Source organism: Streptomyces sp. NPDC056600, from assembly GCF_042792855.1.
Lineage (GTDB): Bacteria > Actinomycetota > Actinomycetes > Streptomycetales > Streptomycetaceae > Streptomyces.
This window is the reverse complement of the sequence record NZ_JBHTVQ010000061.1, coordinates 1-26,558: the sequence shown is the minus strand read 5'-3', so window position 1 is coordinate 26,558 and position 26,558 is coordinate 1. Positions and strand designations below refer to the sequence as shown.

The window sequence follows — 26,558 nt, the reverse complement described above, 5'->3', positions numbered from 1 at the left end:
TCCGATGACTGCCGACAAGCACCGTCTGTCCGCCTGTCCGGGCTGCACCGAGCCGGTGGAGCCGGCCGACCTCTTCTGCGGCGCCTGCGGCATGGACCTGTCCGCGGCGGCGGCCCCGGTGGCCGACACGCCGACGGTCGCCCTGCAGACGCGCGACGACACGCCGTCCGCGCCGCCCGCCGCCGCCCCCTCGGCCGCCGCCCCGCCGGCCGCCGCCGATCCCGGGACCGACAGCTTCACCCTGCAGCCGCCCGCCCCGCGCTCCGCGGACCCGCGGGAGGCCGTGGCGGCCGCCCCCGGTGCCGGGCAGCCCTGCGTGGCGTGCCGGGCCGGCCGGGTCGACGGGGACGGATACTGCGAGAACTGCGGCCACGCCCAGCCGCGCGAACGGGACCACATGGAGCAGGAGTCCGGGCCCGTCGCCGCGGTCAGCGACCGCGGGCTGCGCCACCACCGCAACGAGGACGCGTTCGCCCTGGCCGTCGCCGCCCTGCCGGACGGCACCCCGGCCTCGGTGGCCGTGGTCTGCGACGGGGTCTCCTCGGCCACCCGGCCCGACGAGGCCTCGGCGGCCGCCTCCCGCACCGCGGCCGACACGCTGTGCGAGGCGCTGCCCCGCGGCACCCACCCGCAGACCGCGATGCACGAGGCCATCCTGGCCGCCGCCCGCGCGGTCGACGCGCTGGCAGGCGAGCCGTCCGAGGCCCGTGAGCACGCGGTCCAGCAGAACGCCCCCGCCTGCACCCTGGTCTCCGCGGTCGTCACCGACGGCCTGCTGGTGGTCGGCTGGGTCGGCGACAGCCGCGCCTACTGGGTGCCCGACGACCGCTCGGCCCCGGCCCGGCTCACCGAGGACGACTCCTGGGCCGCGCAGATGGTGGCGGCCAACCTGATGAGCGAGGCGCAGGCGTACGCCGACGAGCGCGCCCACGCGATCACCGGCTGGCTGGGCGCCGACTCCTACGAACTGGACCCGCACACCGCCTCGTTCAAGCCGGACCGGCCCGGTGTGGTGGTGGTCTGCACGGACGGTCTGTGGAACTACGCCGAGGCCGCCGGGCAGATGGCCGAGATCCTCCCCGCCGACGCCGCGACCCGCCCGCTGCACAGCGCCCGGGTCCTGGTCGGTCACGCCCTGGACGGAGGGGGCCACGACAACGTAACAGTGGCGGTGGTGCCGTTCCCCGGGCCCGCCAAGGGGGCAGGATCCGGCTGAGGCGTGCCTGGCCGCGGGCGCGCGAGGGGGCGAAACACGCATGGCGATTCTCTCGAAACCCGACGTGCCACGGTTCTCCGTGGACGTCTACCAGAACGAGTACCTGCCGGAGGGGGCCGGCGAGGTCAACGCGGTGGTGACCGTCACGGCGAGCGGCGGGGGAACCCTCACGGGCCCCGCCTTCGCCGGCGGTCCCGGGGGTCACGGCGGTCCGGGCGGGGGTCCGGACGCCGCCGTGGTGGTCATGGTGGACTGCTCCGGCTCGATGGACTACCCGCCGGCCAAGATGCGCGGCGCCCGGGAGGCCACCGCCGCAGCGGTCGACACGCTCCGCGACGGGGTGCGGTTCGCGGTGGTCGGCGGCACCCACGTCGCCCAGGAGGTCTACCCCGGCGAGGGGCGGCTCGCCGTCGCCGGCCCGGAGACCCGTGAACAGGCCAAGCAGGCGCTGCGCCGGCTCACCGCGGGCGGCGGCACCGCCATCGGCACCTGGCTGCGGCTGACGGACAGCCTGCTGTCGTCCGCCGACGTGACGATCCGGCACGGCATCCTGCTCACCGACGGCCGCAACGAGCACGAGACCCCCGAGGCCCTGGCCTCGGCGCTGGAGCACTGCGCCGGGCGCTTCACCTGCGACGCGCGGGGCGTGGGCACCGACTGGGAGGTCAAGGAGGTGACCGCGATCGCCTCCGCGCTGCTGGGCACCGCCGACATCGTCGCCGACCCGCAGAACCTGGCGGCCGACTTCACCTCGATGATGGAGACGGCGATGGGCAAGGGCGTCGCCGACGTCGCGCTGCGCCTGTGGACCCCGGCGGGCGCGCGGCTGCGCTTCGTCAAGCAGGTCGCGCCCTCGGTCGAGGACCTGACGGACCGACGCAGTGAGGCCGGACCGCGGGCCGGGGACTACCCGACCGGGTCATGGGGCGACGAGTCACGCGACTACCACGTCTGCGTGGAGGTGCCGCCCGCCGAGATCGGCCGGGAGATGCTCGCCGCCCGCGTCTCGCTGGTGGTTCCGCGCCCCGACGGCGGCGCCGACAGCCTGGGCGCGCAGGGCCTGGTGCGGGCGGTGTGGACCGACGACCTGGCGGCCTCCACCTCCATCGATCCGCAGGTGGCGCACTACACCGGACAGGCCGAGCTGGCCGCGGCCATCCAGCAGGGACTGGAGGCCCGCAAGGCGGGTGACGCGGACGCCGCGACCGCCAAACTCGGGCGGGCCGTGCAGCTGGCCGGACTGTCGGGAAACGCCGATACGGCGAAACTGCTTTCGAAGGTGGTGGACGTGGTCGACGAAGCGGCAGGTACTGTGCGACTGAAGACGAAGGTCGCGGAAGCCGACGAGATGACACTGGAGACCCGGTCCACCAAGACCGTACGGGTCAAACGGCGACCGCACGAGAGTTGAGAGAGCCGGCCACCGAGCGGCCGGGGGGAGAGGGGGAAGCGCCGACATGCCGACCTGCCCGAACGGACACCAGTCGGGTTCCGACGACTGGTGCGAGGTCTGCGGTCACCGCATGGCGGGTGCCGTGCCCCCGCCGCCTCCGCCGACCGCCGGCGGTTACGGTTTCCCGCCGCCGGGCGGCGGCCAGGGGGGCCGCGCCCCGGAGCTCTGCCCGCAGTGCCGCACGCCCCGCGAGGGGCTGGCGCCGTTCTGCGAGGAGTGCCGGTGGAACTTCCTCACCAACACGGCGACCTCCTACACGCCGCCGCCCCCGTCGTACGGCGGGGGCCCCGGCGGTCCGGGTGGTCCCGGCGGCCAGGCGCCGCCGCCTCCCGGGGGGAGGGCGTACCAGCCCGACCCGTCGGAGTACCAGGCCTCGCGGCCCTCGCAGCTGAACCGTCCCGCCGAGCCGCTGGGCGGCGAGGCCGGGGGCGCGCCGGCCTCCTTCCAGCAGGGGCGTCCGGGCGCGGGCGGGCCGCCGCCGTCCTTCTACGAACCCGGGCGCGGTCCCGGGGCCCCGGCGGGCGACGACTGGACGCTGCCGCCGCCGGGGGGCCCGGGCGGTCCCGGCTCCGGTCCCGGCGGTCCGGGTGCGCCGGGCGGCTACGGGAGCCCTGGTGGTCCTGGCCCGGGCGGCCCCGGTTCCGGCCCGGGCGGCCCGGGTGACCGTGGCGGTTACGGAGGTCCTGGCGGTTCCGGTGGGCCGGGGGGCGGCCCTGGCGGCTTCGGCGGCCCCGGTGGCCCCGGTGAACGCGGCGGCTTCGGTGGTCCCGGCAACGGTCCCGGTGGCCCGGGCGGCCCCGCTGACCCGTTCGGTCCCGGTGGTCCTGGTGGTCCCGGTGGTCCTGGTGGGCCCGGCGGCCCTGGTGGCCCCGGCGGCCCGTTCGGCCCCGGCGGCCCTGGGGGCGGTCCCGGCGGCCCCGGTGGTCCTGCGCACCCGTTCGGCGACCCGGACGGTCCCGGCGGCCCCGGCAACCCGTTCGGCCAGGGCGGTCCGGGCGCGCCCGGCGGTCCCGGAGGCCAGGGCGGTCCCGGTGGGCGTGACGCCGCCTTCGGCGGTCCCGGCGCGGGTCCCGCGACCCACCCCGGTCCCCCGCCGTGGCCCGGCGCGCCCGGCCAGGGTCAGCCCGGTCCCGGCCCCTCGCACGGTCCGGGCCCCGGTGCTCCGGGCGGTCCCGGTGGCGCGTACGGCTACCCGCAGCCCGGTCCGCCGCAGCAGGCGACCTGGACGGCGACCGTCGGACCGGACCGCGCCTACTTCATGGCGATGATGCAGCGCTCCGGACCGGAGGCCGCCGGGCTCAACCTGCCCGCGTACTCCCCGGAGCAGCACCTGACCCTCACCGGTCCGCAGGTCACCGTCGGACGCCGCCGGCACTCCACCGGCGACACCCCCGACATCGACCTGGCCGTGCCGCCGGAGGACCCGGGCGTCTCGCACCAGCACGCGGTGCTGGTGCAGCAGGCCGACGGGACCTGGGCGGTCATCGACCAGAACTCCACCAACGGCACCACGGTGAACGGCGCGGAGGAACCGATCCAGCCGTTCGTCCCCGTCCCCCTGCGGGACGGCGACCGCGTCCATGTCGGCGCCTGGACGACCATCACCGTCCACCGCGGCTGAGCGACCGCCCGCACCCGGTCCCCGGGTCCTTCGGACCTTTGTCCACAGGACCTGGGGGCCGGGTGCGGCCGTCTGAGACGATGGAAGGGTGAAAGAGATTCGGCGCGGCACACTGCAGACGGAGTCCTTCTACGAGCAGGTCGGCGGTGAGGAGACCTTCACCCGTCTGGTCCGCCGCTTCTACGAGGGGGTCGCCGAGGACCCGGAACTGCGGGCCATGTACCCGGAGGAGGACCTGGGCCCGGCCGAGGAGCGGCTGCGGCTCTTCCTCATCCAGTACTGGGGCGGTCCCACGACCTACAGCGAGCAGCGTGGTCATCCCCGGCTGCGGATGCGGCACGCCCCGTTCACGGTGGATCGCGCGGCGCACGACGCCTGGCTGCGGCACATGCGCGCGGCCGTCGACGACCTGGGTCTCACGGAGGAGCAGGAGCACACGCTCTGGAGCTACCTGACCTACGCGGCCGCCTCCATGGTGAACACCGCCGAGACGGACTGACCCCCGCCTCCCTCGTGGGGGCCGGTCAGAGGACGCCGACGCCCAGGCCGCCCAGGCGGCCGGCGCGGCGCACGGCGACGGAGCCGTAGGGGGTGCGCAGCCTCAGCCAGGAGCCGCAGGACAGGATCTGCGGGTCCGGCCCGGGGCGCAGGAAGCCCAGGGACTGCGCGGCGTGCACGGCCCGGACGGGGAGACCGGTGCCGTCGACGGTGCGGGACCATATGCGGCGCCCGGTGCCGTCCAGTGCGGAGCGGGTGCGCTCCTGAGGGGGGATCTGTTCGACCAGCGCGCGGAACTCGGCGACCGCCGCGGAGACCAGCCCTCGCAACGCCTCCCCGGTCGGCGCGCTCTCGGTGCGCCAGCCGCCGCGTGGCGGCAGCAGCCCGGCCCACGCCGGACCGGTGACGGCGGCCGGGACGACGACCGCGGCCGCCCCCTCGTCCACCGCCTCCAGCAGTTCGCCCGCGGAGACGGTCACGTCCAGGGACCCGGCCGGCTCGGCGAGCCGCACCGCCCGCACCGCGAGGACCTCGAAGGACGCGGGGCTGCCGTAGACGGCCAGCGCCTCCCCGGCGCCCTGGAGCCGCACCGCCGCGGCGCGGTCGTAGTGGAGCAGCCGGGTGAGGAACGCGCAGAGGTCCGCGGCCTCGCCCTCGTCGGCGAACCGGAGTTTCGTCATGAACCGGCGGCCTCGTCGTCCTGGTACTTCTCCAGGAAGTACCGCTCGCCCTCCGTCAGCCGGCGCGGCTGCTGGAGCGCGAAGTCGAAGGGCGCCATCACCGTCGACGCCCTGGCGTACACCAGATCCGGCTCCTCGCCGGACCCGGTGTCCTTGACCTCGTAGGCGAGGGTGAACGAGGCCGCGCGGACCTTCGTCACCCACACCTCGACGTCCACCGGATCGTGCCGGTGGACCAACTGCCGCTTGTAGTCGATCTCGTGCCGGGCCACCACCGTCCCCCGCGCGAAGGCGTGGTCCTGGTCCGGGTGGAACAGCATGTCCACCCGGGCTTCCTCCAGGTAGCGCAGGAACACGACGTTGTTGACGTGTCCGTACGCGTCCATGTCGCTCCAGCGCAGGGGACAGCGGTAGACGTGGCGCACGAGTCGATCAGTCCCGGGTCAGCTTCTTGTAGGTGGCACGGTGCGGACGCGCCGCGTCCGGGCCGAGCCGCTCGATCTTGTTCTTCTCGTAGGACTCGAAGTTGCCCTCGAACCAGAACCACTTGGACTCGCCCTCGTAGGCGAGGATGTGCGTCGCCACGCGGTCCAGGAACCACCGGTCGTGGGAGACGACCACGGCGCAGCCCGGGAACTCGAGCAGCGCGTTCTCCAGCGAGGACAGGGTCTCGACGTCGAGGTCGTTGGTCGGCTCGTCGAGGAGCAGCAGGTTGCCGCCCTGCTTCAGGGTGAGCGCCAGGTTCAGGCGGTTGCGCTCACCGCCGGAGAGCACGCCGGCCGGCTTCTGCTGGTCCGGGCCCTTGAAGCCGAACGCGGAGACGTAGGCACGCGAGGGCATCTCGACCTGGCCGACGTTGATGTAGTCGAGGCCGTCGGAGACGACCTCCCACAGCGTCTTCTTGGCGTCGATGTTGGCGCGGCTCTGGTCGACGTAGCTGATCTTGACCGTCTCGCCGACCTTGATGTCGCCGGAGTCCGGCTCCTCGATGCCCTGGATCATCTTGAACAGCGTGGTCTTGCCCGCGCCGTTCGGACCGATGATGCCCACGATGCCGTTGCGCGGCAGCGTGAAGGACAGGTCGTCGATCAGGACCTTCTCACCGAAGGCCTTGCGGAGGTTCTGCACCTCGACGACCACGTTGCCCAGGCGGGGGCCCGGCGGGATCTGGATCTCCTCGAAGTCCAGCTTCCGCATCTTGTCCGCCTCGGCGGCCATCTCCTCGTAGCGGGCCAGACGCGCCTTGGACTTGGCCTGCCGTCCCTTGGCGTTGGAGCGGACCCACTCCAGCTCCTCCTTGAGGCGCTTGGCGCGCTTGGCGTCCTTCTGGCCCTCGACCTTCAGGCGGGTGGCCTTGGTCTCGAGGTACTTGGAGTAGTTGCCCTCGTAGCCGTGCAGACGGCCGCGGTCGACCTCGCAGATCCAGCCCGCGACGTTGTCCAGGAAGTACCGGTCGTGGGTCACGGCGACGACGGTGCCGGCGTACTGGGCGAGGTGCTGCTCCAGCCAGTTCACCGACTCGGCGTCGAGGTGGTTGGTGGGCTCGTCGAGGAGCAGCAGGTCGGGCGCCTCGAGCAGCAGCTTGCACAGCGCGACGCGGCGGCGCTCACCACCGGAGAGGTTGCTGACCGGCCAGTCGCCGGGCGGGCAGCCCAGGGCGTCCATGGCCTGCTCCAGCTGGGCGTCCAGGTCCCACGCGTTGGCGTGGTCCAGGTCGTCCTGGAGCTTGCCCATCTCCGCCATGAGCTCGTCGGAGTAGTCGGTCGCCATGAGCTCGGCGATCTCGTTGAACCGGTCGAGCTTGCCCTTGATCTCGGAGACGCCCTCCTGCACGTTCTCCAGGACCGTCTTGTCCTCGCTCAGCGGCGGCTCCTGCAGCAGGATGCCGACGGTGTAGCCGGGCGTCAGGAACGCGTCGCCGTTGGAGGGCTGCTCCAGACCGGCCATGATCTTGAGGACGGTCGACTTTCCGGCGCCGTTCGGGCCGACGACGCCGATCTTCGCCCCGGGGAGGAAGGAAAGGGTGACGTCGTCGAGGATCACCTTGTCGCCGTGCGCCTTGCGCGCCTTGCGCATGGTGTAAATGAACTCAGCCAAGAGAAACCGTCCGGCAGCTTGAAACTCGCGGTGGGCAGATACACCCCATCTTGCCGTACCGCCACCCCAGGACGAAAACGGCCCGTCCGGGCGACGCCACGCGACGAACGCGCGCAGCGTCGCCGGCCGGTCACTCCTGGTGGGCGCCCTCGCGGGGGCGGCGGGCGACGCTGAGGACCGCGGCGCCGACGACGAGGAGGCCCGCGCCGATCGAGATGAAGACTTCGGTGCCGCCGCCTCCGCCGGTGGTGGCGAGGTCCTCGCCGGCCGGGGGCGCGGCGGTGGGCAGCGGGCTGGGCGACGCCCCGGACGCCGTCTGGGTCCGCACCGCGGCCGCCGCGGCGCTCTCGGTCAGGCAGTCGAGGACGCCGCCGAAGACGACCGGGCGCATCGTCGCGCCGTCCGTCGTCTCCACGCCGACGGTGTACGCCTGGTCCTCGGCCAGCGGCTGGGAGACCGTGCGCCGCTCGCCCGGGGCCAGCACGTAGTCGGTGCCGGCCACCCGGTAGGCGAGGTCCTCGTCGCCCCGGTTGAGCAGGGTGACGTCGAGGCCGGACGCCTTGCCGGACCCCTCCGCCTCGCAACGCTCGCGCCCCCACACGGCCGGCACGGCGCCGCCGCGGCGCCACGCCGCGGTGGCGGTGGCGCGCACGGTGGTCTCGCTGGAGGCGGCGACCACCTGGGCCTGGCTGCGGCTGTCGGAGGTGAGGGCCCGCCCGACCGGCACGGTGGTGGTGGCCTCGACGGTGAGCGTCGCCGCTCCGTCGTCGGCCTCGGCCGGGACGTCGACGTACAGCTTGTCGCCGTCGTCCACCGTCTCGAGGGTCCCGCCGTTCCTGTCGGTGATCCACGCCGGGCTGTTGTCGGCGGGCGGCAGCACCGTCACGTCGTCGGCGCCGGTGCGGACGGTGAGCGGGCCCATGAGGCCGCCGGGCCGCCCGGCGGCCGCGGGCGGGTCCAGCCGGAGGGAGGCGCGGGGCTCCTTCTGCGTGCGGGCGTTCTTCACCAGGTAGTCGGCGAGCCGCTCGGCCTGCGGGTCGGCGGCCGTCACGTCGGCGCCGTCGGAGAGGCGCCAGACGGCGACCTGCGTGCCGGCCGCGGCGTCCTGCTCGGTCAGCCCCTTGGCGCGGGCCCGCTCGGCGAGGTCGGCGAGGTCGTCGACCTGCGGGTAGGAGTGCCGCAGCACCCAGACGATCCGTCCGGCGTCGCGGTTGCCCGCGAGCGAGGTGCCCCGCCAGTCGCTCTCCTGGTAGACGACACCCGGCTGGGTGGTGCGCTCGATGTCGACGCCGTAGGTCTGCAGGGTTCCGCCGCCGTCCACGGAGAGCTCGAACAGCCCGGCCGGGACCTCCCGGTCGCCGTCCTCGCCGTGGATCACCGCGGTGCCGAACGCGCGCAGGTCTCCGGCGACGGCCGAGGCCCCGCCCGTGTTCCACTGCGGCGTCGTGGGACCGCCCGCATCACCGGTGGCGGCGACCGCGACGGCCGCGCTCTGGACGGCGAGCAGGCCGGACAGCAACGACACCACGGCGCCACGGACCGCGCCGGACCGGCGCGCGCGCCCCGTCTGCGACGACGACGAACTCACGGAACTCCCCTCCGGTCAGGGCCTGGTGACGCGGGCCTCGGGAGCCGTACGCGGCGTCATCGACCCATGACCCACTCCGGCATCCTAGGGAAGCCCCGGCCGCGTCCCGCGGGAAGCCTGGTGCGGGCGGAGTTCCGACTCGCAATTGTTACCGCCCGAAGCGGGACCAACCGGAGTCAACCAGGACGACCTCCGGTGACATCATGTCAACAGGGCCGCGCCCGTCGACGCTTGTACGCCCCATGGATCCTCCGGTACGCCGGGAGGCGCACCCGGCCGGGTCCACGCGGCCGCCGGTTGCGCACCCGGAGCCTGCCGGGGCGCGCCGGCCCCGGCGTCGTGCGGCGGGGCCTGAGCCGGCGCCTCGGACCGGGTGGTGCGGCGGAACGCCGAGGTGCCGCGGGCCAGGTCGTGTCCCACCGCGGCCGCCTCGATGTCCGCGTCGGTGCGGCTTTGGCCGTCGCGCGTCTCGGTGCGCACCTTGAGCCTGCCGTGGACCACCACCGGGTCCCCCACCGACAGCGAGGCGGCCACGTTCGCCGCCAGGGAGCGGCGGGTCCACACCGTGAAGAAGTTGGTGTGCCCGTCCACCCACATGGCCTTCTCGCGGTCCCAGTAGCGGGGTGTGGCGGCCAGCCGGAAGCGGGCGACGTGGCCCCGCTCGTCCTCCCGGTGGACCGGCTGCGTCGCCACGTTCCCCACCGCGCAGATCACCGTCTCGTTCATGGCTCGTCCCTTTCGCCCAGGACGCCGACGGGCCCGTCCCGTTCGGCTTCCCCACCAGGGTGCGGCCGAAGGGACGGGCCCGTCGCGGGCTGTGGACTCAGAGCGAGACTGTGGACAACTCCCCCACCCGGGAGGGTGAACGGCTGCCGCCGAGACCGCCGGCGCCCACCGGCACGGCCCCGCTGACCACTCCGTACTGCTCGCGCACCTCGCGGTGGCGGGCGACCTCGTCGGCGATCGGCTCCAGCACCTTGATCCGGCCGCACTCCTCGGCCGCCTCGCGCAGCAGCAGTTCGGCCTCCAGTCCGTAGCGCCGCGCCGGGGCCCGCGCGGCCGCCCGGCAGGCCCACTCGACCGCCGGCCCGCCCACGATGCCGATCACCATCAGCAGGACCGGGACGCCCAGTTCGGCGCCGAGCACGCCGACGATCTGTCCCAGCAGCCAGAGCCCGCCGACGACCTGCACCAGCGTCATCGCCGCCTGCACCAGCACCGCGGCCGGCCACCAGAAGGGCCTGGGCGTGCGTCCGGGCGGCGCGGACCTCCGGGACAGTTCGTCCAGTTCCTCGGGCAGTCCCTCGGCGGCCCGCAGCGCGGCCTCGCGCACCGCCTGCGCCCAGGGTTCGGGCATGCCCCGGCAGGCCCGTTCGGTCACCGTGCGCACCGCCTGTTCCACCCGCTGCCGGGCCGTCGCCTCGTCGTCCGCGGGCTGGCTCACGGCGAACCGCCGGGTGGTGAGCGGGGCGCGCCGCCCCTGGTACCAGCGCCACAGCCGCAGCCACGGCGTGCCGCATGCCTGGTTGGCGCCGCGCATCCAGGCGCGTTCGGCGGCCTCCCCGGCGGCCCGGGAGCCCACCGCAGCGGCCAGGCCGTCGGCGAACTCGTCCTGCGCCTCCTCGCTGAGCCCGGCCCGCGCGCCCGTGGTGTAGGCGGGCCGCAGCCGGGCCGCCGCGGCGTCCACGTCGGCGGCGATGCGCCGGGCGGCGGCGCCCCGTTCGCGCACGAACCGGCCGAGGGCGTCCTTCAGGTCGTCCACGCCGTCGCCGGTCAGCGCGGACAGCGCCAGCACGGTCGCGCCGGGCTCCCCGTGCTCGCTGAGGGCGATGCCGTCCTCGTCGAGCAGCCGTCGCAGATCGTCGAGGACCTGGTCGGCGGCCTCCCCGGACAGCCGGTCGACCTGGTTGAGCACGACGAAGGTGACCTCGGCGTGTCCGGCCATCGGCCGCAGGTACCGCTCGTGGAGGACCGCGTCGGCGTACTTCTCCGGGTCGACCACCCAGATCACCGCGTCGACCAGCTTCAGCAGCCGGTCCACCTGCTCGCGGTGCTGGACGGCGGCCGAGTCGTGGTCCGGCAGGTCGACCAGGACCAGGCCGTTCAGCCGCTGCTCGTCCTCCGCGTTCTGCAGCGGGCGGCGACGCAGGCGTCCGGGGATGCCGAGGCGGTCGATCAGCGGGGCCGCGCCGTCGCTCCAGCTGCAGGTCAGCGCGGCGGCGGTGGTGGGGCGCCGGACGCCGGTCTCCGAGATGGCGACCCCGGCCAGGGCGTTGAACAGCTGCGACTTGCCGCTGCCGCTGGCGCCCGCGATGGCGACGACGGTGTGCCGGCCGGAGAGCGCTCCGCGCTCCGCGGCCCGGTCCAGGACCTGCCCGGCCTCGGCGAGGACCCGGCTGTCCAGGCGCGCCCTGGACATGCCGATCAGCTCACGCAGCGCGTCGAGCCGGCCCCGGAGCTGGCTCCCGTAGACCGGTTCCGCGGCCTGCGGCGTGGACGCGGCGGGGGCGGACGGCGTCACCCTGGAGATCAGCGGCCGGGAGCCGAGTGGCCGCGGGGCGGTGGCGGCGAGGCCGGCGCGGCGGACGAGGGACCCGCCGGGGCCGGGGAATCCGGGTGCGGCGGCGCCCCTGCGGACCCCGAAGCGGTCCTCGGCCCGGACCCCGCCGCCGGCGACGTCGGCCCTGGGGCGGGCCGTTCCGGGGGTGTCCACCCGGACCCGCCGCACGTGCGTCCCGGGAACGGTGCCCGGCTCCTCCTCGGCCTCCTGTGCCTCTCGCTCCTCGCGCGTCGCAGGCCCCTTACGCGTCCCGGGTTCATCCGGCACCTCGCGCGCCGCACGCCCCGCGTGAGTCCCACGCTCCTCGCGTGCCTCGCGTGCCTCGCGTGCCTCGCGCGGGTCGGCGTCACGGCCGCCGCTGCCCTCCGGGCGGCTCCCGCCGGGGGTCTCGTCGTCGTTCCGCGGCGTGTCACGGCGGGCGGAGGTCCGCCGGCGCGAGGCGTCACGCCCGGACTCGCCACCGTCACCCGCGCCGTCGCCCGCGCCGTGGTTCGCGTCGTGGCCGGCGGCCGGGTCCGCCGCCTCGTCGGCGTGGGCGCTCCCCCGGCTCCCCCGGCTCCCCCGGCTCGCCCGGCTCGCCCGTCCGTCGGGTTCCCGGCCGGGGTCGCCCCCTTCGCCATGACGGTCGGGGCGGTCGGGGCGGTCCGTGGGGTCGTGGTCAGTGACGGCGGTCACCGGTCACCTCTCCTTCTGCAGTACGGACAGCGCGGCGATCAGTTCGGCCTGCGGTTCGGCGTGCACGTCGAGGGCCTCCAGCGGCGACAGCCGGCGTTCGCGTTCGGCGCCGATCACGCGGTCCACCAGCGAGGTGAGCAGCCGCGATCCGCGGTCTCGCAGCCTCAGCGCCCCGTGCGGGCCGATCCGTTCGGCCAGCCGTTCACCGGAGGAGCGGGCGCGGCGGCCGCCCAGCAGGGCGGTGACCGCCAGCGCGGCCACCGCCTCCGGGTCCGGCGCGGCGGCGCGTTCCAGTTCGCGCACCTCGTCCTCGGCGTACTCCTCGATCTCCCGCCGCCAGCGCCGCACGGCCATCCCGATGCGGTGCTCCGCGCTCTCGCCGCCGTCCGACGGGGCGTCACCGAGCAGGCCGGGCGCCCCGGCGGCCGGCTCCCGCCGCCAGGTCTCGTCGGCGCGTTCGTCGGCGGCGGTCACGGCGCACAGCAGCAGTTCGGTCAGGCTGTCGCAGAGCGCGTCGAGCAGCTCCGCTGGGTCGCAGTCGAGGGGGTAGGCCCGCCACCGCTTGAGCGCGTCCCCGGCGAGGACGGCGCCGGCCTGGATGCGGCCACGGACCCGGGTGTGCTCGGTCTCGTAGGCCTTGTCCACGGCGTTGGTGAGCCGCAGCGCGGCGGCGTACTGCGCGGCCGCGGCTCCGGCCAGCTCCGGCATGCGGGTCCGCAGCGAGTCCAGCACGCCCCGGGCGGTGCGGGTCACCGCGTGGCCGCGGGCCGCCGGGTCCTCGGCGAGCCCGGTCAGCCACTCGCGCAGCGGCGCCACGGCGGTGGCCGGCAGCAGGCCCCCGCCGGAGGCCGACTCGGGCAGCTCCGGCACGGTGAACCGGGGCACGTCGCCCAGTCCGGCCTTGGTGAGCAGCGCCGCGTACTGGCGGGACACCTCGTTCACCACCTGGTGCGGCACCCGGTCGAGGACGGTGACCAGCGTGACGTCGTACTGCTTGGCGGCGCGCAGCATGTTCCAGGGCACCGCGTCGGCGTACCGGGAGGCGGTGGTCACCATGATCCAGACGTCGGCGGCGCAGACCAGTTCGGCGGCCAGCACCCGGTTCTCGGCGACCAGGGAGTCCACGTCCGGGGCGTCGATCAGGGCGAGTCCGCGCGGGAGCGTCTCGGCCGTCTCGATCCGCAGCGCCCGCTGCGTCGCGGTGCCGCCCTTGCGCCCGCCCCGTCCGGTGCGGGTCACGCGCGGGCCGCCGCGGCGGCCCGGCACCGGATCCTCGGCCGAGTCGTCGCCCCTGACCCGCGCGAGCCGGGGCAGGACCCGCATGCCGCTGAACCAGTGGCAGTCCTCCGGGTGACAGACCAGCACCGGGGTGCGGGTGGTCGGCCGGAGCACCCCGGCCTCGCTGACCTGCCGGCCCACCAGGGAGTTGACCAGGGTGGACTTCCCCGCACCGGTCGAACCGCCGATCACCGCGAGCAGCGGAGCATCCGGGTCGCGCAGGCGCGGCACCAGATAGTCGTCGAGCTGGGCGAGCAACTCGTCCCGGTTGGCCCGGGCCCGTGGGGCGCCCGCCAGCGGCAGCGGGAAGCGTGCGGCGGCGACGCGGTCCCGCAGGGCGGAGAGTGCGTCGAGCAGCTGAGGCCGTACGTCCAAGGTCACCACATGTGAAGAATGCCCAATTTTACGGACTTTCTGAAGCATATGGGCATGTCTGCGTGCCGCCGTCTCCGGATACCGAAGGGACGACCGGGTCGCATGCATAACGAGTGCACAACACCCGGCGCGTCAGGCGCGAAAAGCGCTGCGCGAACCGGTACTGCCTGGGATCATCAGGACCGCTTCACCGAACCTCCACAAGGAGCCACGGAGGCGAGGCGATGGGGACGCACAGGATGGGACGCCTATCCTTGTCCCCGGCAACGTCACGGACATGCCCGGACCCGGGCACCACGACAGAGGCCGGCACACCGGCCCCCGTAGCTCAGTGGATAGAGCAGGCGCCTTCTAAGCGCTTGGCCGCAGGTTCGAGTCCTGCCGGGGGCGCTCACACCTCCTGACCAGCGGAAACGCTGGTCACTCTCTTTTCCGGCCCCGATCGCCGCAGCGCTGGAGCAAGCGCCTTGCCCGGCATCGGCCCGGCGGCGTGATCACGCCGGCTGCTCCAGGGTGATCACGACCATCACCGGCAGGTCGCCGTCGTGCTGGACGGCGCCCGCGGTGAGGGCGCGGCCCCCCAGGTCCCATCCGCGCAGCGCGATGTACTCGTCCTCGCCGGTCGCCTCCCGCCCGGTCGGGGTGAGGCATCCCGCGAGCGAGGATCGCTCGATCAGCGGTACCACCGCGGCCAGCACCCGTTCGCCCTCCTCGTAGACGGCGTCGACGTCGTCGAAGTAGCCCGAGGCGTCGACGTCGCGGATCCAGACGGCGAACGAGACCTCGATCGCCCCGTCACCGAACGGCAGGATCCACGCCTGGACGCCGTCCCTGTCCCAGCCCGTCGGGACGCCGTCCCCGGATCGGGACCGGCGACCCGGCGTCCACCCCTTCGCCGCGAAGCACCGCGCGGCGCCGGCCACCGTGAGCGGCAGATGCCCGCGGAGCTCCTCCAGCACGCCGGTCGCCGCGGCCACGCCGTACGTGACGGTCACAGCGCCCTGCCCGCTCCCCGCCGTCACGCCGGCCTCCGCACGACGAGCGTCTGCCACCACACCTCGGCCCGGCCCAGCCCGTCCGCGCGGTTCTCCGTGAGGCGCGCGAGTTCCAGTCCCTGGTCGGCGGCGTGGGCGGCCGCCTCCTCGGCGGGGACATCGAACATGACCCTGTCCTGCGGCGGGGCGCCGCGTCGCAGGGAGAGGACCAGCAGGCCACGCGGGGCGAGGAGTTCGGCCAGACGGGCCATGGCGGCGGATCGCTGCCCGGGCGTGAGGTGCATCCACACCGCCGTCGCCATGATCAGGTCGAACCGGCCGGTCAGCCGCTCCAGGCGGGGCAGGGAGTCCTCGACCCAGGTCACCCCGGGGGCCGGGTGCCGCAGCCGGGCCACCTCGCGCATCTCGCGGACCGGCTCCACCGCCACCACCTCGAGGCCGCGCGCCGCCAGCGCCTGGGCGTCGCGCCCCGTGCCCGCGCCGATGTCGGCCGCCCGGGCCGGTCCGGACGGGAGCAGGTCCAGCACGTCGGCGTGGATCCTCTCGAAGGGCACGCCCCCGTACCGCTCGCCGAGGTCGGTCGCGTTGCGCGCGTAGTAGGGCTGGACGCCCGTGTCCTGGGTCATGGCGTCACGGTAGGGGAGCCTTCGGACACCCGGGCGGATCTTCGCGGATCTCCGGATCGCGACCGGCGAACCGCCCGGACGTTTCTCTCCGGAGGCGTGATTCACCCGTCCGGCGGTGGTGTTCCGCCTGTTCGGAGGCATGACGCGTCCATCGGCGACGCTCTCCTGTTCAAAACGGGTGATTGCCTCGAACCATGCCGTTACCAGGACGACCGAGGCGCGTTGAAGGGGGAGTGCGGCGGCGTTGACCTGCTGCCGACCTCACCGAGTAAGAAGGAGTACGTGATGTCTCGCATCGCGAAGGCTGCCGTTGTCGCTCTGGGCACGGGTGCTGTGGTTCTGGGTGGCGCTGGCATGGCGCTGGCGGACGCCGAGGCCGAGGGCCAGGCCGTCGGTTCCCCGGGTGTCATCTCGGGCAACGTGATCCAGGTTCCGATCAACGTCCCGATCAACCTGTGCGGCAACACCATCAACGTCATCGGGCTGCTGAACCCGGCCGCGGGCAACGTCTGCGCGATCGACAGCGAGTTCGAGAAGGACCACGGCAAGAAGGACCACCACAACAAGAGCCACGGCTACGGTCGCTGACCAAGCCGCTCCGCTCTTGCGGTAATGCGAAGAGGGCCTCGACGGTTTCCCCGTCGGGGCCCTCCCGCGCGTCCGGACCGCGCTGCGCGCCCGTGGCACCCGTGGCGCCCCGGAACCCCGAGGCCCGCGAGGGGCCTCGGAGCACGGGCCACGGGGTTCCGGGGGCACGCGCGGAAGCCCGCCGTCAGGCGTAGACGTAGATCTCCGCGACGTTCTCCATGTCGGCCGGGGTGAACTCCCAGGGCGGGACCGGCTCCGAGCGCGCGACGATGCGACCGAACTGGCTGTCGCGCCGCCCCGGCGGCCGGGCCGGCAGGTACCGGGCGCGGCGGTGCCGCTGCTGCCAGCGGGTCCACAACAGGTCGACGTAGGCGTGGTGGAGCCAGAACGCCGGGTCGTTGACGGACGCGGCCCCCAGCATCGTGCCGCCGATCCAGCGGTGGACCCGGTTGTGGTTGCGCCAGGAGGCCGAGCCCGCGCCGCGGCCCCAGCCCTCGATCTTGTTGCGGAAGCCGCGCGTCGCGGTGGAGTCCCAGGGCGCGGCGTCGTACACCGGGTCCTGGAGCGCCGAGGCGACGTCCCGCGCCGTGGGCAGCGCGATCGGATCGTGCGACCGGCCGAGGTCACGGGTGAGGTAGTCGGTGTCGGTGACGTTCACGTCGAGGACCCAGCCCTCGCGGCGGGCGAACGGCCCGGTGGTCACCTGACGGTCGGAGCGCCGGCCGTTGCCGCCCAGCAGGTCCTCGGTCCACGGCGTCCCGGCGGCGCTGCGGTTCCTGGTCCAGTCCCAGTAGGGCAGCGTCACTGCGGAGTCGATCCGCTGCAGCGCCTCCTCGAACTCCAGCAGGAAGAGACGGTGCCAGGGCAGGAACGACGGGGTCATGTGGGCGGCGCGCAGACCGCTCTCCCCGTCGGGGGCGAAGTGTTCGATGTGCGTCAGCACGAACCGGTCGTACTCACCCCGGCGTTTGAGCTCCAGGACCGCCCCGACGAACCGGCGGCGCTCCCCGGTGGTGAGTCTGCCGACGTTCTTACGCGTGTACACCATGCCCGTGCCCCTCCCCCGTGGCCCCGCCCGTCCCGGGGACGCCCGCGCCGCCCGCGGAACCGTGGGAGAGGCCGCTGAGCCGTTCCCCGGGCCGCAGCTGGTCCACGGCGGCGCGGGCCGCCTCCCTGGGGGTGGGGTAGGAGCCGTAGTGGTCGACCATGCTCAGGTACGAGCCGTCGGCACGGCGCATCAGGTGCAGCGGCTGGTCGTCCAGCGTGACGTGCCAGTCCGCGCCGGTCCCGGAGGAGGCGACACGGGTGCGGCTGCGGAAGCCGCGGATCCGGCGGCCCCGGTAGACCTCGTCGAAGACGGCTTCGGCAGCGGCGGGCGCCCCGGGCGCTCCCTGGTGGTGCCGGTGCGCGCGCGGCCCGCCCCCGGCCGGGGAGGGAGCCGGGGAGTGGGCGGTCTGCGGCCGGGAGGCGGCCGCGGCGACGACCGGTGCGGTCACGGCGGCGAACGCCGTCGCCAGCAGGAGACGCAGTGCGCCCCGCCGGCTCCTCTGGACAGGCATCGTGGTTCTCCAGCAGATCCGGGGTGGTGACGTGCGTGGTGACGTGCGAAAACTCCCGGCCGGGCGGGCGGCACGGGAGGAAGGGCGGGAGAGGGCGGGAGGGGAACAGGCGTGGGCCGGCTCCGCCCTTCCGGCGGAACCGGCCCGGCCGGCGAGCTCCCGGCAGGCGTCAGCCGCCGGCGGGAAGACCGCCGAGCAGTCCGCCGCCGTTCTTGTTCAGCTGCTCCGTCATGCCGTTGACAGCGTTGAGCGGGGAGCCCTCGGACTCGGTGTCGAGCAGGGTCCCACCGTCCTGGTGCTGGATCGGCATCAGCGGACCCGCGAGCTCGGTGACCGAGCCCAGCGCGGAGCCGGGCTCCTCGGCGGCGGAGGCGGTCCCGGAGACACCGGCCGCGGCGGCCAGCGAACCGACGAGGACGGCGGCTGCCTTCAGAGACTTCATCGTGTTCCTTTCATGCCGTGGCGGACCGGCGACGCGTGCCGCCACGACGGGCTTTCGACTCTCCGTGCCCAACGAGCCACATCGCTCGGGGAAACCCCACCGGCGCGCACCCGGCCGAAACGGGCCCCCTACGCGGACCGGCCGCCCCTCCGCGGGAATGACGGAAGGACGGCCGGTGGCGAGCCTGGGGCAGGTCAGCAGGCGCCGACGCGTCCGCGGCGGTAGAGCAGCGCGCCACCGCCGATGAGCGCGGCGGCCGCGGCGGCCGCGGCGGCGGTCCCGGCGGCACCGGTCTCGGCCAACTGCGGGCCGTCGCCACCGTGCGGCACCGGGGCGGGCGGCACCGAGCGGTCGTCGGCCGGCGGCTTCTGGTCGTCGGTGGGCGGGTTCTCCTGGCCGGACGCCGGAGGCTTCTCGTTGTCGCCCGGAGGGTTCTCCTGGCCGCCGCCCGGAGGCTCCTCGTGGCCGTAGCCCGGAGGCTCCTCGTGGCCGTAGCCGGGCGGGTTGTTCGGGTGGTGGCCGCCACCCGGGTTCCCGCGGCCGTCGTCGTCGTCCGCCTCGACGTCGGTCAGGCAGGTGTTGCCGACCGCGGGGTTGAGGAGGGCGATGATGTCGATCGTGTTGCCGCAGACGTTGACCGGCACGTTGACCGGCACCTGGATCACGTTGCCGGACACGACACCGGGGGAATTGGCGGCCTGCGCCTCCGCCTCGGAGTCGGCGAAGGCCGGGGCGCCGTAGGCGGCGAGGAGGCCGGTTGCGGCGGCGGCCATGACCGCGCCCCTGCTCAGAGACTGTCGCACTGCTGATGATCTTCCTGCTCGGAGAATCGGGGAGGGCCGGCTCCGGCATACCCCGAGGGCACGTTGGAGCCGGCCCGGGTACTGCCGAGTGGCGGGTACGTCAGTTGATGCTGCAGAAGTTGCCGATGGCGGGGTTCAGCAGGCCGATGACGTTGATCGTGTTGCCGCACAGGTTCAGCGCGACCTCGACCGGAACCTGGATGACGTTGCCGGAGACCACACCCGGGGAGCCGACGGCCTGACCCTCGGCCTCGGCGTCGGCGAAAGCCGGGGCGGCGATGGAAGCCGCCATCAGGGCGCCCGCAACGACAGCAACGCTCTTCTTCATGAAGTTTCCCTTCTCAACGGTCATGCCCCTGTGTCGGCCTGAACCGAGCGAGCTCACGAGCGGCTCGCACCATGACCTGCCGAGAAGTAGAACGAGGTGACCGCCAGGAGGAAACTCCACAGAGCGCCCGAACCGGGAATTCACCCGAATGCCAGGTTTAGTGTGACAAATCATCAGCCCCTCAGGGCGTCCTGCGGTACAGCTCCTCGATCTGCTCCTTGTACGCCTCGGCGACCGCGTGCCGCTTGACCTTGAGGGACGGCGTGAGCAGCCCGTTCTCCTCGTTCCACTCCCCCTCGACGAGGACGAAGGAGCGCACCGACTCCGCCCGGGAGACCGCGCGGTTGGCGTGGTCGACGGCCTTCTGCACCTCGGCCCGGATCCGCTCGTCCCGGACCACCTCGGACATCGGGGTGTCGGCCGGCCGACCCCGCACCTGGAGCCAGTGGGCGACCGCCTCCGGGTCCAGGGTGACCAGCGCGCCCACGAACGGGCGGTTGTCGCCGACCACCATGCACTGGCCGACCGGCGACCGGCTGCGCATCCGGTCCTCCAGCACCGCCGGGGCCACGTTCTTGCCGCCGGAGGTGACGATCAGGTCCTTCTTGCGGCCGGTGATGGTCAGGTAGCCGTCGTCGTCCAGCGCGCCGAGGTCGCCGGTGGCGAACCACCCGTCGCGCAGCACGGCGTCGGTCGCCTCCGGGTTGTTCCAGTACGAGCCGAAGACGATGTCGCCCTCGACCAGCACCTCGCCGTCCTCGGCGATCCTGACCGCCGTGCCGGGGACGGGGCGGCCGACGGTGCCCGGGCGCGGTTCCAGTGGCGGGACCACCGTGGCGGCGGCGGTGGTCTCGGTGAGGCCGTACCCCTCGTAGACCAGGACGCCGGCCGCGTAGAAGAACAGGTTGAGCTCGCGGTCGAGCGGGGAGCCGCCGCTGACGGCGTACCGCAGCCGGCCGCCCAGTTCCTTGCGGATACGGCGGTAGACCAGCAGGTCGTAGAGCGCCCAGCCGGCCCGCAGGGCGAGGCCGGGACCTTCGCCCTGCCCGAGGAAGCGGCGCAGGTGGGCCTCGGCGAAGCGGACGCCGAGGCGTTCGGCGCGGTCGAAGGAGGCGCCGCGTCCGATCTTCTCGGCGGTGGCCCGGCCGGTGTCGCGGATCTTCTCGAACAGGTACGGCACGCCGACCAGGAAGGTGGGCCGGAACTCCCGGAACAGGGGCCGTAGTTCGTCGGGCTTGATGCTGGGGCAGTGCCCCAGTTCGATGCGGGCCATCTGGCAGGCGATCTGTATGGTCCGCCCGAGGATGTGGGCCAGCGGCAGGAAGAGCAGGGTGGAGGCCGCCCGGCCGGTGGCGGCCTTGAACACCGGGTGGAGCAGTTCGACGGTGTTGGCGGCCTCGGCGTGCAGGTTGGCGTGGGTGAGGACGCAGCCCTTGGGGCGCCCGGTGGTGCCCGAGGTGTAGCAGAGGGTGGCGATGCTGTCCGGGCCGAGTCCGGCGCGGCGTTCGGCCACCGCCGCGTCGGGCGTCCGTCTGCCGAGGGCGACGAGTTCGGCGACGCCGCCCCCGTCCAGCTCCCACAGCCGCGGAGGCGCCGCCTGCGCCCCCTGCCGCACGACGGCGGCGAGTTCGGCGCTCTCCACGACGACGAAGCGGGCGCCGGAGTCGGCGAGGATCCACTCCACCTGCTCCGGGGCCGAGGTCGGGTAGACCGGGACGGTGCGCCCGCCGGCCGCCCAGACCGCGAAGTCCAGCAGGGTCCACTCGTAGCGGGTCCGCGACATCACGGCGACGCCGCCGCCGGGTTCCAGGCCCGCCGCGATCAGCCCCTTGGCGACGGCGGTCACCTCGCGGGCGAACTCCTCGGCCGTCACCGGTGTCCAGGTCCCGTCGTCGCTGCGGCGGCGGAGCACCACGGCGTCCGGGGCCTCGGCGGCGTTGGTGAACGGCAGGTCGGCGATGCTGCCGCGCTCGGGCGGCGCGGCCAGGGCGGGGATGCGCGCCTCGCGCACGACACCCTGCTCGTCCCGGACGGTCTCCACGGCGGCGGCGCGGCCGCCCATGCTCCGCCGTGCCCGCCTCATCTCGCTGCGTACGCCCATGTGCGCTCCCCGGTCCGGCGTTTCGGGTGTCGGGCCGCCAACTTACTCGCGCGTAAAGAAGAGTCAACGGGTCCGGCGTGAAGGCGTCGGGAAGATGCCGGGTGGCGAAAAACCGACTGCGAGCCTGTCGGTGGTGGCGGTTAGAGTCGTGGGGAAGGAAGGGGTCGGCGGCACCGGGGGCGAGGCGGGCCGGCCCGAAGACCGTCCGTCGGTTCTGGGTCCGCCGGTTCGTCCGGTCGTCGTGAGGTGGGGCGCATGAAGCTGCGGTACACCGCGGCGTGGGTGGGGTGCACGGTCGCCGCCCTGATGGTCACGTACGCGGCGGGAGTCGCGCCGGGCGGCGCGGGGCCCGCGGAGGCGGAGATTCCGGGCGTCAGTTCCGAGGGCCCGAGGGGCGGAGGCGCAGCCCTCCCCCTCCCGTCCCGCACGGCCGCGGCGCACTGACCGACGCGCCCCCGCCCTACCGGGGAGACGGACGGGGGCGGCCCCTGGACGGCGGCCGGGTCAGTGGTTGCGGGGGAAGCCGAGGTCCACGCCGGGCGGGGTGTCGGCCGGGTCGGGCCAGCGGGTGGTGACGACCTTGCCTCGGGTGTAGAAGCGCGTGCCGTCGTTGCCGTAGATGTGGTGGTCGCCGAAGAGCGAGTCCTTCCACCCGCCGAACGAGTGGTATCCCACCGGCACCGGGATCGGGACGTTGACGCCCACCATCCCGGCCTCGACCTCCATCTGGAACCGGCGCGCCGCCCCGCCGTCACGGGTGAAGATCGCCGCGCCGTTGCCGAACGGTGAGGCGTTGACGAGCGCCAGCCCCTCCTCGTAGGTCTCGGCCCGCAGCACGCACAGCACCGGGCCGAAGATCTCGTCGCGGTACGCGTCGGCGGTGACCGGCACCCGGTCCAGCAGCGAGATGCCGATCCAGTGCCCGTCCTCGTACCCCTCGACGGTGAAGCCGGTGCCGTCCAGGACCACGTCGGCCCCCTGCGCGGCGGCGCCCCGCACGTAGGAGGCCACCCTGTCGCGGTGGGCGCGGGTGATCAGCGGGCCCATCTCGGAGACGGGGTCGTGGCCGGGGCCGATCACGACCTTCTCGGCGCGTTCGCGGATCCGGCGCACCAGCTCGTCGCCGATCGCGCCGACGGTGACCACCGCCGAGATCGCCATGCACCGCTCCCCCGCCGAGCCGTAGGCGGCGGAGACCGCGGCGTCGGCGGCGGCGTCCAGGTCGGCGTCGGGCAGCACCAGCAGGTGGTTCTTGGCGCCGCCGAGCGCCTGGACGCGCTTGCCGTGGGCCGCGGCGGTGGTGTGGATGTGCCGGGCGACGGGCGTGGAGCCCACGAAGGAGACCGCCCGCACGTCCGGGTGCTCCAGCAGCCGGTCGACGGCGGCCCGGTCGCCGTGCACGACGTTGAACACCCCGTCCGGCAGGCCGGCCTCCGCGAGCAGCGAGGCGAGCAGGTTCGCGGCCGAGGGGTCCTTCTCGGAAGGCTTGAGCACGAAGGTGTTCCCGCAGGCGACGGCCAGCGGGAACATCCACAGCGGCACCATGGCGGGGAAGTTGAACGGCGTGACGCCGGCGACCACGCCCAGCGGCCGGCGGATCGCGGCCACGTCCACCCGGTTCGCCACCTCGGTGGACAGCTCGCCCTTGAGCTGGACGGGGATGCCGCAGGCCAGGTCGATGATCTCCAGGCCGCGGGCGACCTCGCCGAGGGCGTCGGAGTGCACCTTGCCGTGCTCGGCGGTGATCAGCCGGGCGATCTCGTCGCGGTGGGCGTCCACCAGGGCGCGGAACCTGAACAGGATCGCGGTGCGGGCGGCCAGCGAGGAGCGGCCCCAGTCGGCGAACGCCGCCTCGGCGGCGGCGACGGCCGCGTCCACCTCCTCCGCGGTGGCGAAGGCGACCTGCGTGGTGACGGCGCCGGTGGCGGGGTCGGTGACCGGGCCGAACCTCCCGGACGTCCCCTCGACGGTCCTGCCGCCGATCCAGTGGTGGAGGGTCTTCGTCATGCGGGACTCCTTCGCAGTCGACAGCTCGCCGGACCGTCCATCACACCAGGACCGGGCCGGGGAACGCTCCCGACACAGTGTGTGCCTCCACGGCCCGGCGCCGACACCCCGCGCCGCGCCCTGCCGACCCCCTTCTTTGGCGCATACCCCCTGGGGGTATAGTCTGGGTACCAGAGGGCGACAACGCCATCCCATCGATCAGGAGTAACGACATGACCCAGTCGACCGACACCCAGGGAACCGTCACCGCCGTCTACAAGGTCACCGGCATGAGCTGCGGCCACTGCGAGGGCTCGGTCTCCGGCGAGCTCTCCCGCATCCCGGGCGTGGAGTCGGTCAAGGCCGTCGCCTCGGCCGGTGAGGTCACCGTGGTCTCGGCCGCCCCGCTGGAGGAGGAGGCGGTCCGCGCCGCCGTGGACGAGGCCGGCTTCGAGTACGCCGGCCGCGCCTGACCGCCCGCGGCACGCGCGCACCAGCCCGCACACGGGCACCAGCCCGCACGCGCGCTCACGCTCGCGACGCCGCGTCCCGCGTCACCCCCGTCATCGCCCAGGAGGCCCGAATGTCCAGCACCGTCACCACGACCGGGACGCCGGACCCGGTCGCGGACGCGCCCCGCTCCGAGGTCGAGCTGCTGATCGGCGGCATGACCTGCGCCTCGTGCGCCGCCCGGATCGAGAAGAAGCTCAACCGGATGGACGGCGTGGAGGCCACGGTCAACTACGCCACCGAGAAGGCCCGGGTCTCCTACCCCGAGGGGGTATCGGTCGGCGACCTGGTCGACACCGTGGTGAGGACCGGGTACACGGCGGAGCCGCCGCCGACGCCCGCGCGGACCGCCGGGCCGGACGCCTCCGCCGGGGAGCCGGCCGAGGGGGACGACGACCCCGAGGTGACCGCGCTGCGGACCCGGTTCACGGTCTCCGCGGTCCTCGGACTGCCCGTCGTGCTCCTGGCGATGATCCCGGCGCTGCAGTTCGACAACTGGCAGTGGCTCTCCCTCACCCTGGCCGCCCCGGTCGTGGTGTGGGGGGCGCTGCCGTTCCACCGCGCCGCCTGGACCAACGCCCGGCACGGCGCGGCCACCATGGACACCCTCGTCTCGCTGGGCACCCTGGCCGCCTTCGGCTGGTCGCTGTGGGCGCTGTTCCTCGGCGACGCCGGCATGCCCGGCATGCGGCACGCGTTCTCCCTGACCGTCTCCCGCGGCGACGCCTCCGCGACGCTCTACCTGGAGGTCGCCGCCGGGGTCACGGCACTGATCCTGCTGGGCCGCTGGCTGGAGGCGCGCTCCAAGCGGCGCGCCGGGGCGGCGTTGCGGGCACTGATGGAGCTGGGCGCCAAGGACGTCGCGGTGCTCCGCGACGGCCGTGAGACCCGGATCCCGGTCGACGCGCTGGCGGTCGGCGACCGGTTCGTGGTGCGGCCGGGCGAGAAGGTCGCCACGGACGGCGTGGTGGTGGAAGGCTCCTCCGCCGTGGACGCCTCGCTACTGACCGGCGAGTCGGCGCCGGTGGACGTCTCGGTGGGCGACGCGGTCACCGGGGCGACCGTCAACGCGGGCGGCAGGCTCGTCGTGGAGGCCACCCGGGTGGGCTCCGACACGCGGCTGGCCCGGATGGCCGAGCTGGTCGAGGAGGCGCAGAACGGCAAGGCCGAGGTGCAGCGACTGGCCGACCGCATATCGGGGATCTTCGTCCCGGTGGTGCTGCTGATCGCGTTGGGCACCCTGGTCGGGTGGCTGCTGGCCGACGGCGACGTCACGGCGGCGTTCACCGCGGCGGTGGCGGTGCTGATCATCGCCTGCCCCTGCGCGCTCGGTCTGGCGACGCCCACGGCGCTGATGGTCGGCACCGGGCGGGGCGCCCAGCTCGGCATCCTGATCAAGGGCCCCGAGGTGCTGGAGTCGACCCGCCGGGTGGACACCGTGGTCCTCGACAAGACCGGCACGGTCACCACCGGCTCGATGACGCTCCACGAGTCCCACGCCGCCGAGGGCGTCGAGGAGGCGGAGCTGCTGCGTCTGGCGGGCGCGGTGGAGCACGCCTCCGAGCATCCGGTGGCGCGGGCGGTGGCCGCCGGCGCCCAGGAGCGGGTGGGTGCGCTGCCCGCGGTGGAGGGCTTCGTCAACCTGCCCGGCCGGGGCGTGCGCGGCCGCGTGGAGGGGCGTGAGGTGACCGTCGGGCGGCTCACGGCGGACGGGGCGGCCCCGGTGCTGCCCGAGGCCCTGGCGCGGGCCAAGGAGGCCGCGGAGGACGCCGGACGCACCGCCGTGGTGGTCTCGTGGGACGGTGCGCCGCGCGGGGTCCTGGCGGTCGCCGACACCGTGAAGCCGACCAGCGCGGAGGCGGTGGCCGAACTGCGCCGCCTGGGGCTGCGTCCGGTGCTGCTGACCGGTGACAACCGGCGGGCGGCGGTCTCGGTGGCCCGCTCGGTGGGCATCGACGAGACGGACGTCGTCGCGGAGGTCCTGCCCGAGGACAAGGTGGAGGCGGTGCACCGGCTCCAGGCGGAGGGCCGCACGGTGGCCATGGTCGGCGACGGCGTCAACGACGCGGCGGCGCTGGCGGCGGCGGACCTGGGCCTGGCCATGGGCACGGGCACCGACGCGGCGATCGAGGCGAGCGACCTCACGCTGGTCCGCGGGGACCTGCGGGTGGCGGCGGACGCGATCCGGCTCTCCCGGCGGACGCTGGCCACCATCAAGGGAAACCTGTTCTGGGCCTTCGGCTACAACGTGGCGGCGCTGCCGCTGGCGGCGGCGGGGCTGCTGAACCCGGTGATCGCGGGTGGCGCGATGGCCTTCTCGTCGGTGTTCGTGGTCAGCAACAGCCTGCGGCTGCGCGGCTTCCGCTGAGCCGGCCGGGGCGCCTTCCAGGGCGCCCGCGGACGGTCCCGGGGGCGCCCGCGGACGACCTTCGGCAGAGTCCTCGGCGCGGTCCTCGCCACCGCTTTCCGCGCGACCCGGCCGGCCCGGTCGCGCGGCCGGGGCGCCCCCCCGGGCCAGCGGCCCCGCCCGGGGGCCCCAAAAACGCGGGCGGCCAAACCCGCCGGCGCAGGGGCGGCCC

At 74.4% G+C, this 26,558-nt stretch carries 23 protein-coding genes and 1 tRNA gene; 8 read left to right on the top strand and 16 right to left on the bottom strand.

The window, feature by feature from the left end:
• The first annotated feature begins 4 nt into the window (after positions 1-4).
• The 4 genes from ACFRAV_RS25540 to ACFRAV_RS25525 all read left to right on the top strand — a co-directional run bounded on the left by ACFRAV_RS25540 (position 5) and on the right by ACFRAV_RS25525 (position 4,789).
• Positions 5-1,216 (top strand): PP2C family protein-serine/threonine phosphatase, encoded by a 1,212-nt coding sequence (locus tag ACFRAV_RS25540; protein ID WP_382558589.1) that lies wholly within the window; start codon positions 5-7, stop codon positions 1,214-1,216.
• A gap of 40 nt (positions 1,217-1,256) precedes the next feature.
• Positions 1,257-2,627: a VWA domain-containing protein gene (locus ACFRAV_RS25535; RefSeq protein WP_382558588.1), complete on the top strand. Its 1,371-nt coding sequence runs from the start codon at positions 1,257-1,259 to the stop codon at positions 2,625-2,627.
• 46 nt (positions 2,628-2,673) lie between these two features.
• On the top strand, positions 2,674-4,290 hold the full coding sequence (locus tag ACFRAV_RS25530) for an FHA domain-containing protein (protein WP_382558587.1): 1,617 nt from the start codon (positions 2,674-2,676) through the stop codon (positions 4,288-4,290).
• 88 nt (positions 4,291-4,378) lie between these two features.
• Entirely contained in the window at positions 4,379-4,789 is a 411-nt protein-coding gene (locus tag ACFRAV_RS25525) for a globin (protein ID WP_382558586.1), read from the top strand.
• 25 nt (positions 4,790-4,814) lie between these two features.
• On the opposite strand, the gene ACFRAV_RS25520 is transcribed toward ACFRAV_RS25525, so the two are convergent.
• The 7 genes from ACFRAV_RS25520 to ACFRAV_RS25490 form a co-directional block, all read right to left on the bottom strand.
• Positions 4,815-5,468, bottom strand: a complete 654-nt coding sequence (locus ACFRAV_RS25520) for a hypothetical protein (RefSeq protein ID WP_382558585.1) — start codon at positions 5,466-5,468, stop codon at positions 4,815-4,817.
• Entirely contained in the window at positions 5,465-5,893 is a 429-nt protein-coding gene (locus ACFRAV_RS25515) for an acyl-CoA thioesterase (RefSeq protein WP_382558584.1), read from the bottom strand. The genes ACFRAV_RS25520 and ACFRAV_RS25515 overlap by 4 nt, the downstream gene beginning before the upstream one ends.
• Positions 5,894-5,900: 7 nt before the next feature.
• A complete protein-coding gene (gene ettA / locus ACFRAV_RS25510; RefSeq protein ID WP_382558583.1) occupies positions 5,901-7,565 on the bottom strand; it encodes an energy-dependent translational throttle protein EttA in 1,665 nt (554 codons plus the stop codon).
• Between the two features lie 130 nt (positions 7,566-7,695).
• Positions 7,696-9,153, bottom strand: a complete 1,458-nt coding sequence (locus tag ACFRAV_RS25505; RefSeq protein ID WP_382558582.1) for a thioester domain-containing protein — start codon at positions 9,151-9,153, stop codon at positions 7,696-7,698.
• Positions 9,154-9,354: 201 nt separating this feature from the next.
• Entirely contained in the window at positions 9,355-9,879 is a 525-nt protein-coding gene (locus ACFRAV_RS25500) for a single-stranded DNA-binding protein (protein WP_382558581.1), read from the bottom strand.
• 97 nt (positions 9,880-9,976) lie between these two features.
• Positions 9,977-12,388 (bottom strand): GTPase, encoded by a 2,412-nt coding sequence (locus ACFRAV_RS25495; RefSeq protein ID WP_382558580.1) that lies wholly within the window; start codon positions 12,386-12,388, stop codon positions 9,977-9,979.
• A gap of 3 nt (positions 12,389-12,391) precedes the next feature.
• Complete coding sequence (locus tag ACFRAV_RS25490; RefSeq protein WP_382558579.1) at positions 12,392-14,089, bottom strand: dynamin family protein; 1,698 nt, start codon at positions 14,087-14,089, stop codon at positions 12,392-12,394.
• 269 nt (positions 14,090-14,358) lie between these two features.
• Between ACFRAV_RS25490 and ACFRAV_RS25485 the strand changes: the two genes are divergently transcribed.
• Positions 14,359-14,431, top strand: a tRNA-Arg gene (locus tag ACFRAV_RS25485).
• Between the two features lie 104 nt (positions 14,432-14,535).
• Here the strand turns inward: ACFRAV_RS25485 and ACFRAV_RS25480 are convergent.
• Together ACFRAV_RS25480 and ACFRAV_RS25475 are read right to left on the bottom strand one after the other, a co-directional pair.
• Complete coding sequence (locus ACFRAV_RS25480) at positions 14,536-15,036, bottom strand: hypothetical protein (protein WP_382558578.1); 501 nt, start codon at positions 15,034-15,036, stop codon at positions 14,536-14,538.
• Between the two features lie 23 nt (positions 15,037-15,059).
• Positions 15,060-15,662, bottom strand: coding sequence for a class I SAM-dependent methyltransferase (locus tag ACFRAV_RS25475; RefSeq protein WP_382558577.1), 603 nt, complete (start codon positions 15,660-15,662; stop codon positions 15,060-15,062).
• A 285-nt stretch (positions 15,663-15,947) separates the two neighbouring features.
• Between ACFRAV_RS25475 and ACFRAV_RS25470 the strand changes: the two genes are divergently transcribed.
• Positions 15,948-16,250, top strand: coding sequence for a chaplin (locus ACFRAV_RS25470; protein WP_382558576.1), 303 nt, complete (start codon positions 15,948-15,950; stop codon positions 16,248-16,250).
• Between the two features lie 184 nt (positions 16,251-16,434).
• On the opposite strand, the gene ACFRAV_RS25465 is transcribed toward ACFRAV_RS25470, so the two are convergent.
• The 7 genes from ACFRAV_RS25465 to mmsA all read right to left on the bottom strand — a co-directional run bounded on the left by ACFRAV_RS25465 (position 16,435) and on the right by mmsA (position 23,490).
• A complete protein-coding gene (locus tag ACFRAV_RS25465) occupies positions 16,435-17,298 on the bottom strand; it encodes a tyrosinase family protein (RefSeq protein WP_382558575.1) in 864 nt (287 codons plus the stop codon).
• A complete protein-coding gene (locus tag ACFRAV_RS25460; protein ID WP_382558574.1) occupies positions 17,282-17,809 on the bottom strand; it encodes a tyrosinase family oxidase copper chaperone in 528 nt (175 codons plus the stop codon). Before ACFRAV_RS25460 ends, ACFRAV_RS25465 begins: the two co-directional genes overlap by 17 nt.
• Positions 17,810-17,978: 169 nt before the next feature.
• Positions 17,979-18,251, bottom strand: a complete 273-nt coding sequence (locus ACFRAV_RS25455; protein ID WP_382558573.1) for a hypothetical protein — start codon at positions 18,249-18,251, stop codon at positions 17,979-17,981.
• A gap of 194 nt (positions 18,252-18,445) precedes the next feature.
• The gene (locus tag ACFRAV_RS25450) at positions 18,446-19,024 is read right to left on the bottom strand and encodes a chaplin (RefSeq protein ID WP_382558572.1); all 579 of its coding nucleotides are present in this window, start codon (positions 19,022-19,024) and stop codon (positions 18,446-18,448) included.
• Between the two features lie 130 nt (positions 19,025-19,154).
• A complete protein-coding gene (locus tag ACFRAV_RS25445; RefSeq protein WP_382558571.1) occupies positions 19,155-19,382 on the bottom strand; it encodes a chaplin in 228 nt (75 codons plus the stop codon).
• 181 nt (positions 19,383-19,563) lie between these two features.
• Positions 19,564-21,483, bottom strand: coding sequence for an AMP-dependent synthetase/ligase (locus tag ACFRAV_RS25440; RefSeq protein ID WP_382558570.1), 1,920 nt, complete (start codon positions 21,481-21,483; stop codon positions 19,564-19,566).
• A gap of 504 nt (positions 21,484-21,987) precedes the next feature.
• Positions 21,988-23,490, bottom strand: a complete 1,503-nt coding sequence (gene mmsA / locus ACFRAV_RS25435; RefSeq protein WP_382558569.1) for a CoA-acylating methylmalonate-semialdehyde dehydrogenase — start codon at positions 23,488-23,490, stop codon at positions 21,988-21,990.
• Positions 23,491-23,702: 212 nt separating this feature from the next.
• Between mmsA and ACFRAV_RS25430 the strand changes: the two genes are divergently transcribed.
• Positions 23,703-23,942 (top strand): heavy-metal-associated domain-containing protein, encoded by a 240-nt coding sequence (locus ACFRAV_RS25430; protein ID WP_108955267.1) that lies wholly within the window; start codon positions 23,703-23,705, stop codon positions 23,940-23,942.
• Positions 23,943-24,052: 110 nt separating this feature from the next.
• On the top strand, positions 24,053-26,347 hold the full coding sequence (locus ACFRAV_RS25425; RefSeq protein WP_382558568.1) for a heavy metal translocating P-type ATPase: 2,295 nt from the start codon (positions 24,053-24,055) through the stop codon (positions 26,345-26,347).
• The last annotated feature ends 211 nt before the right edge of the window (positions 26,348-26,558 follow it).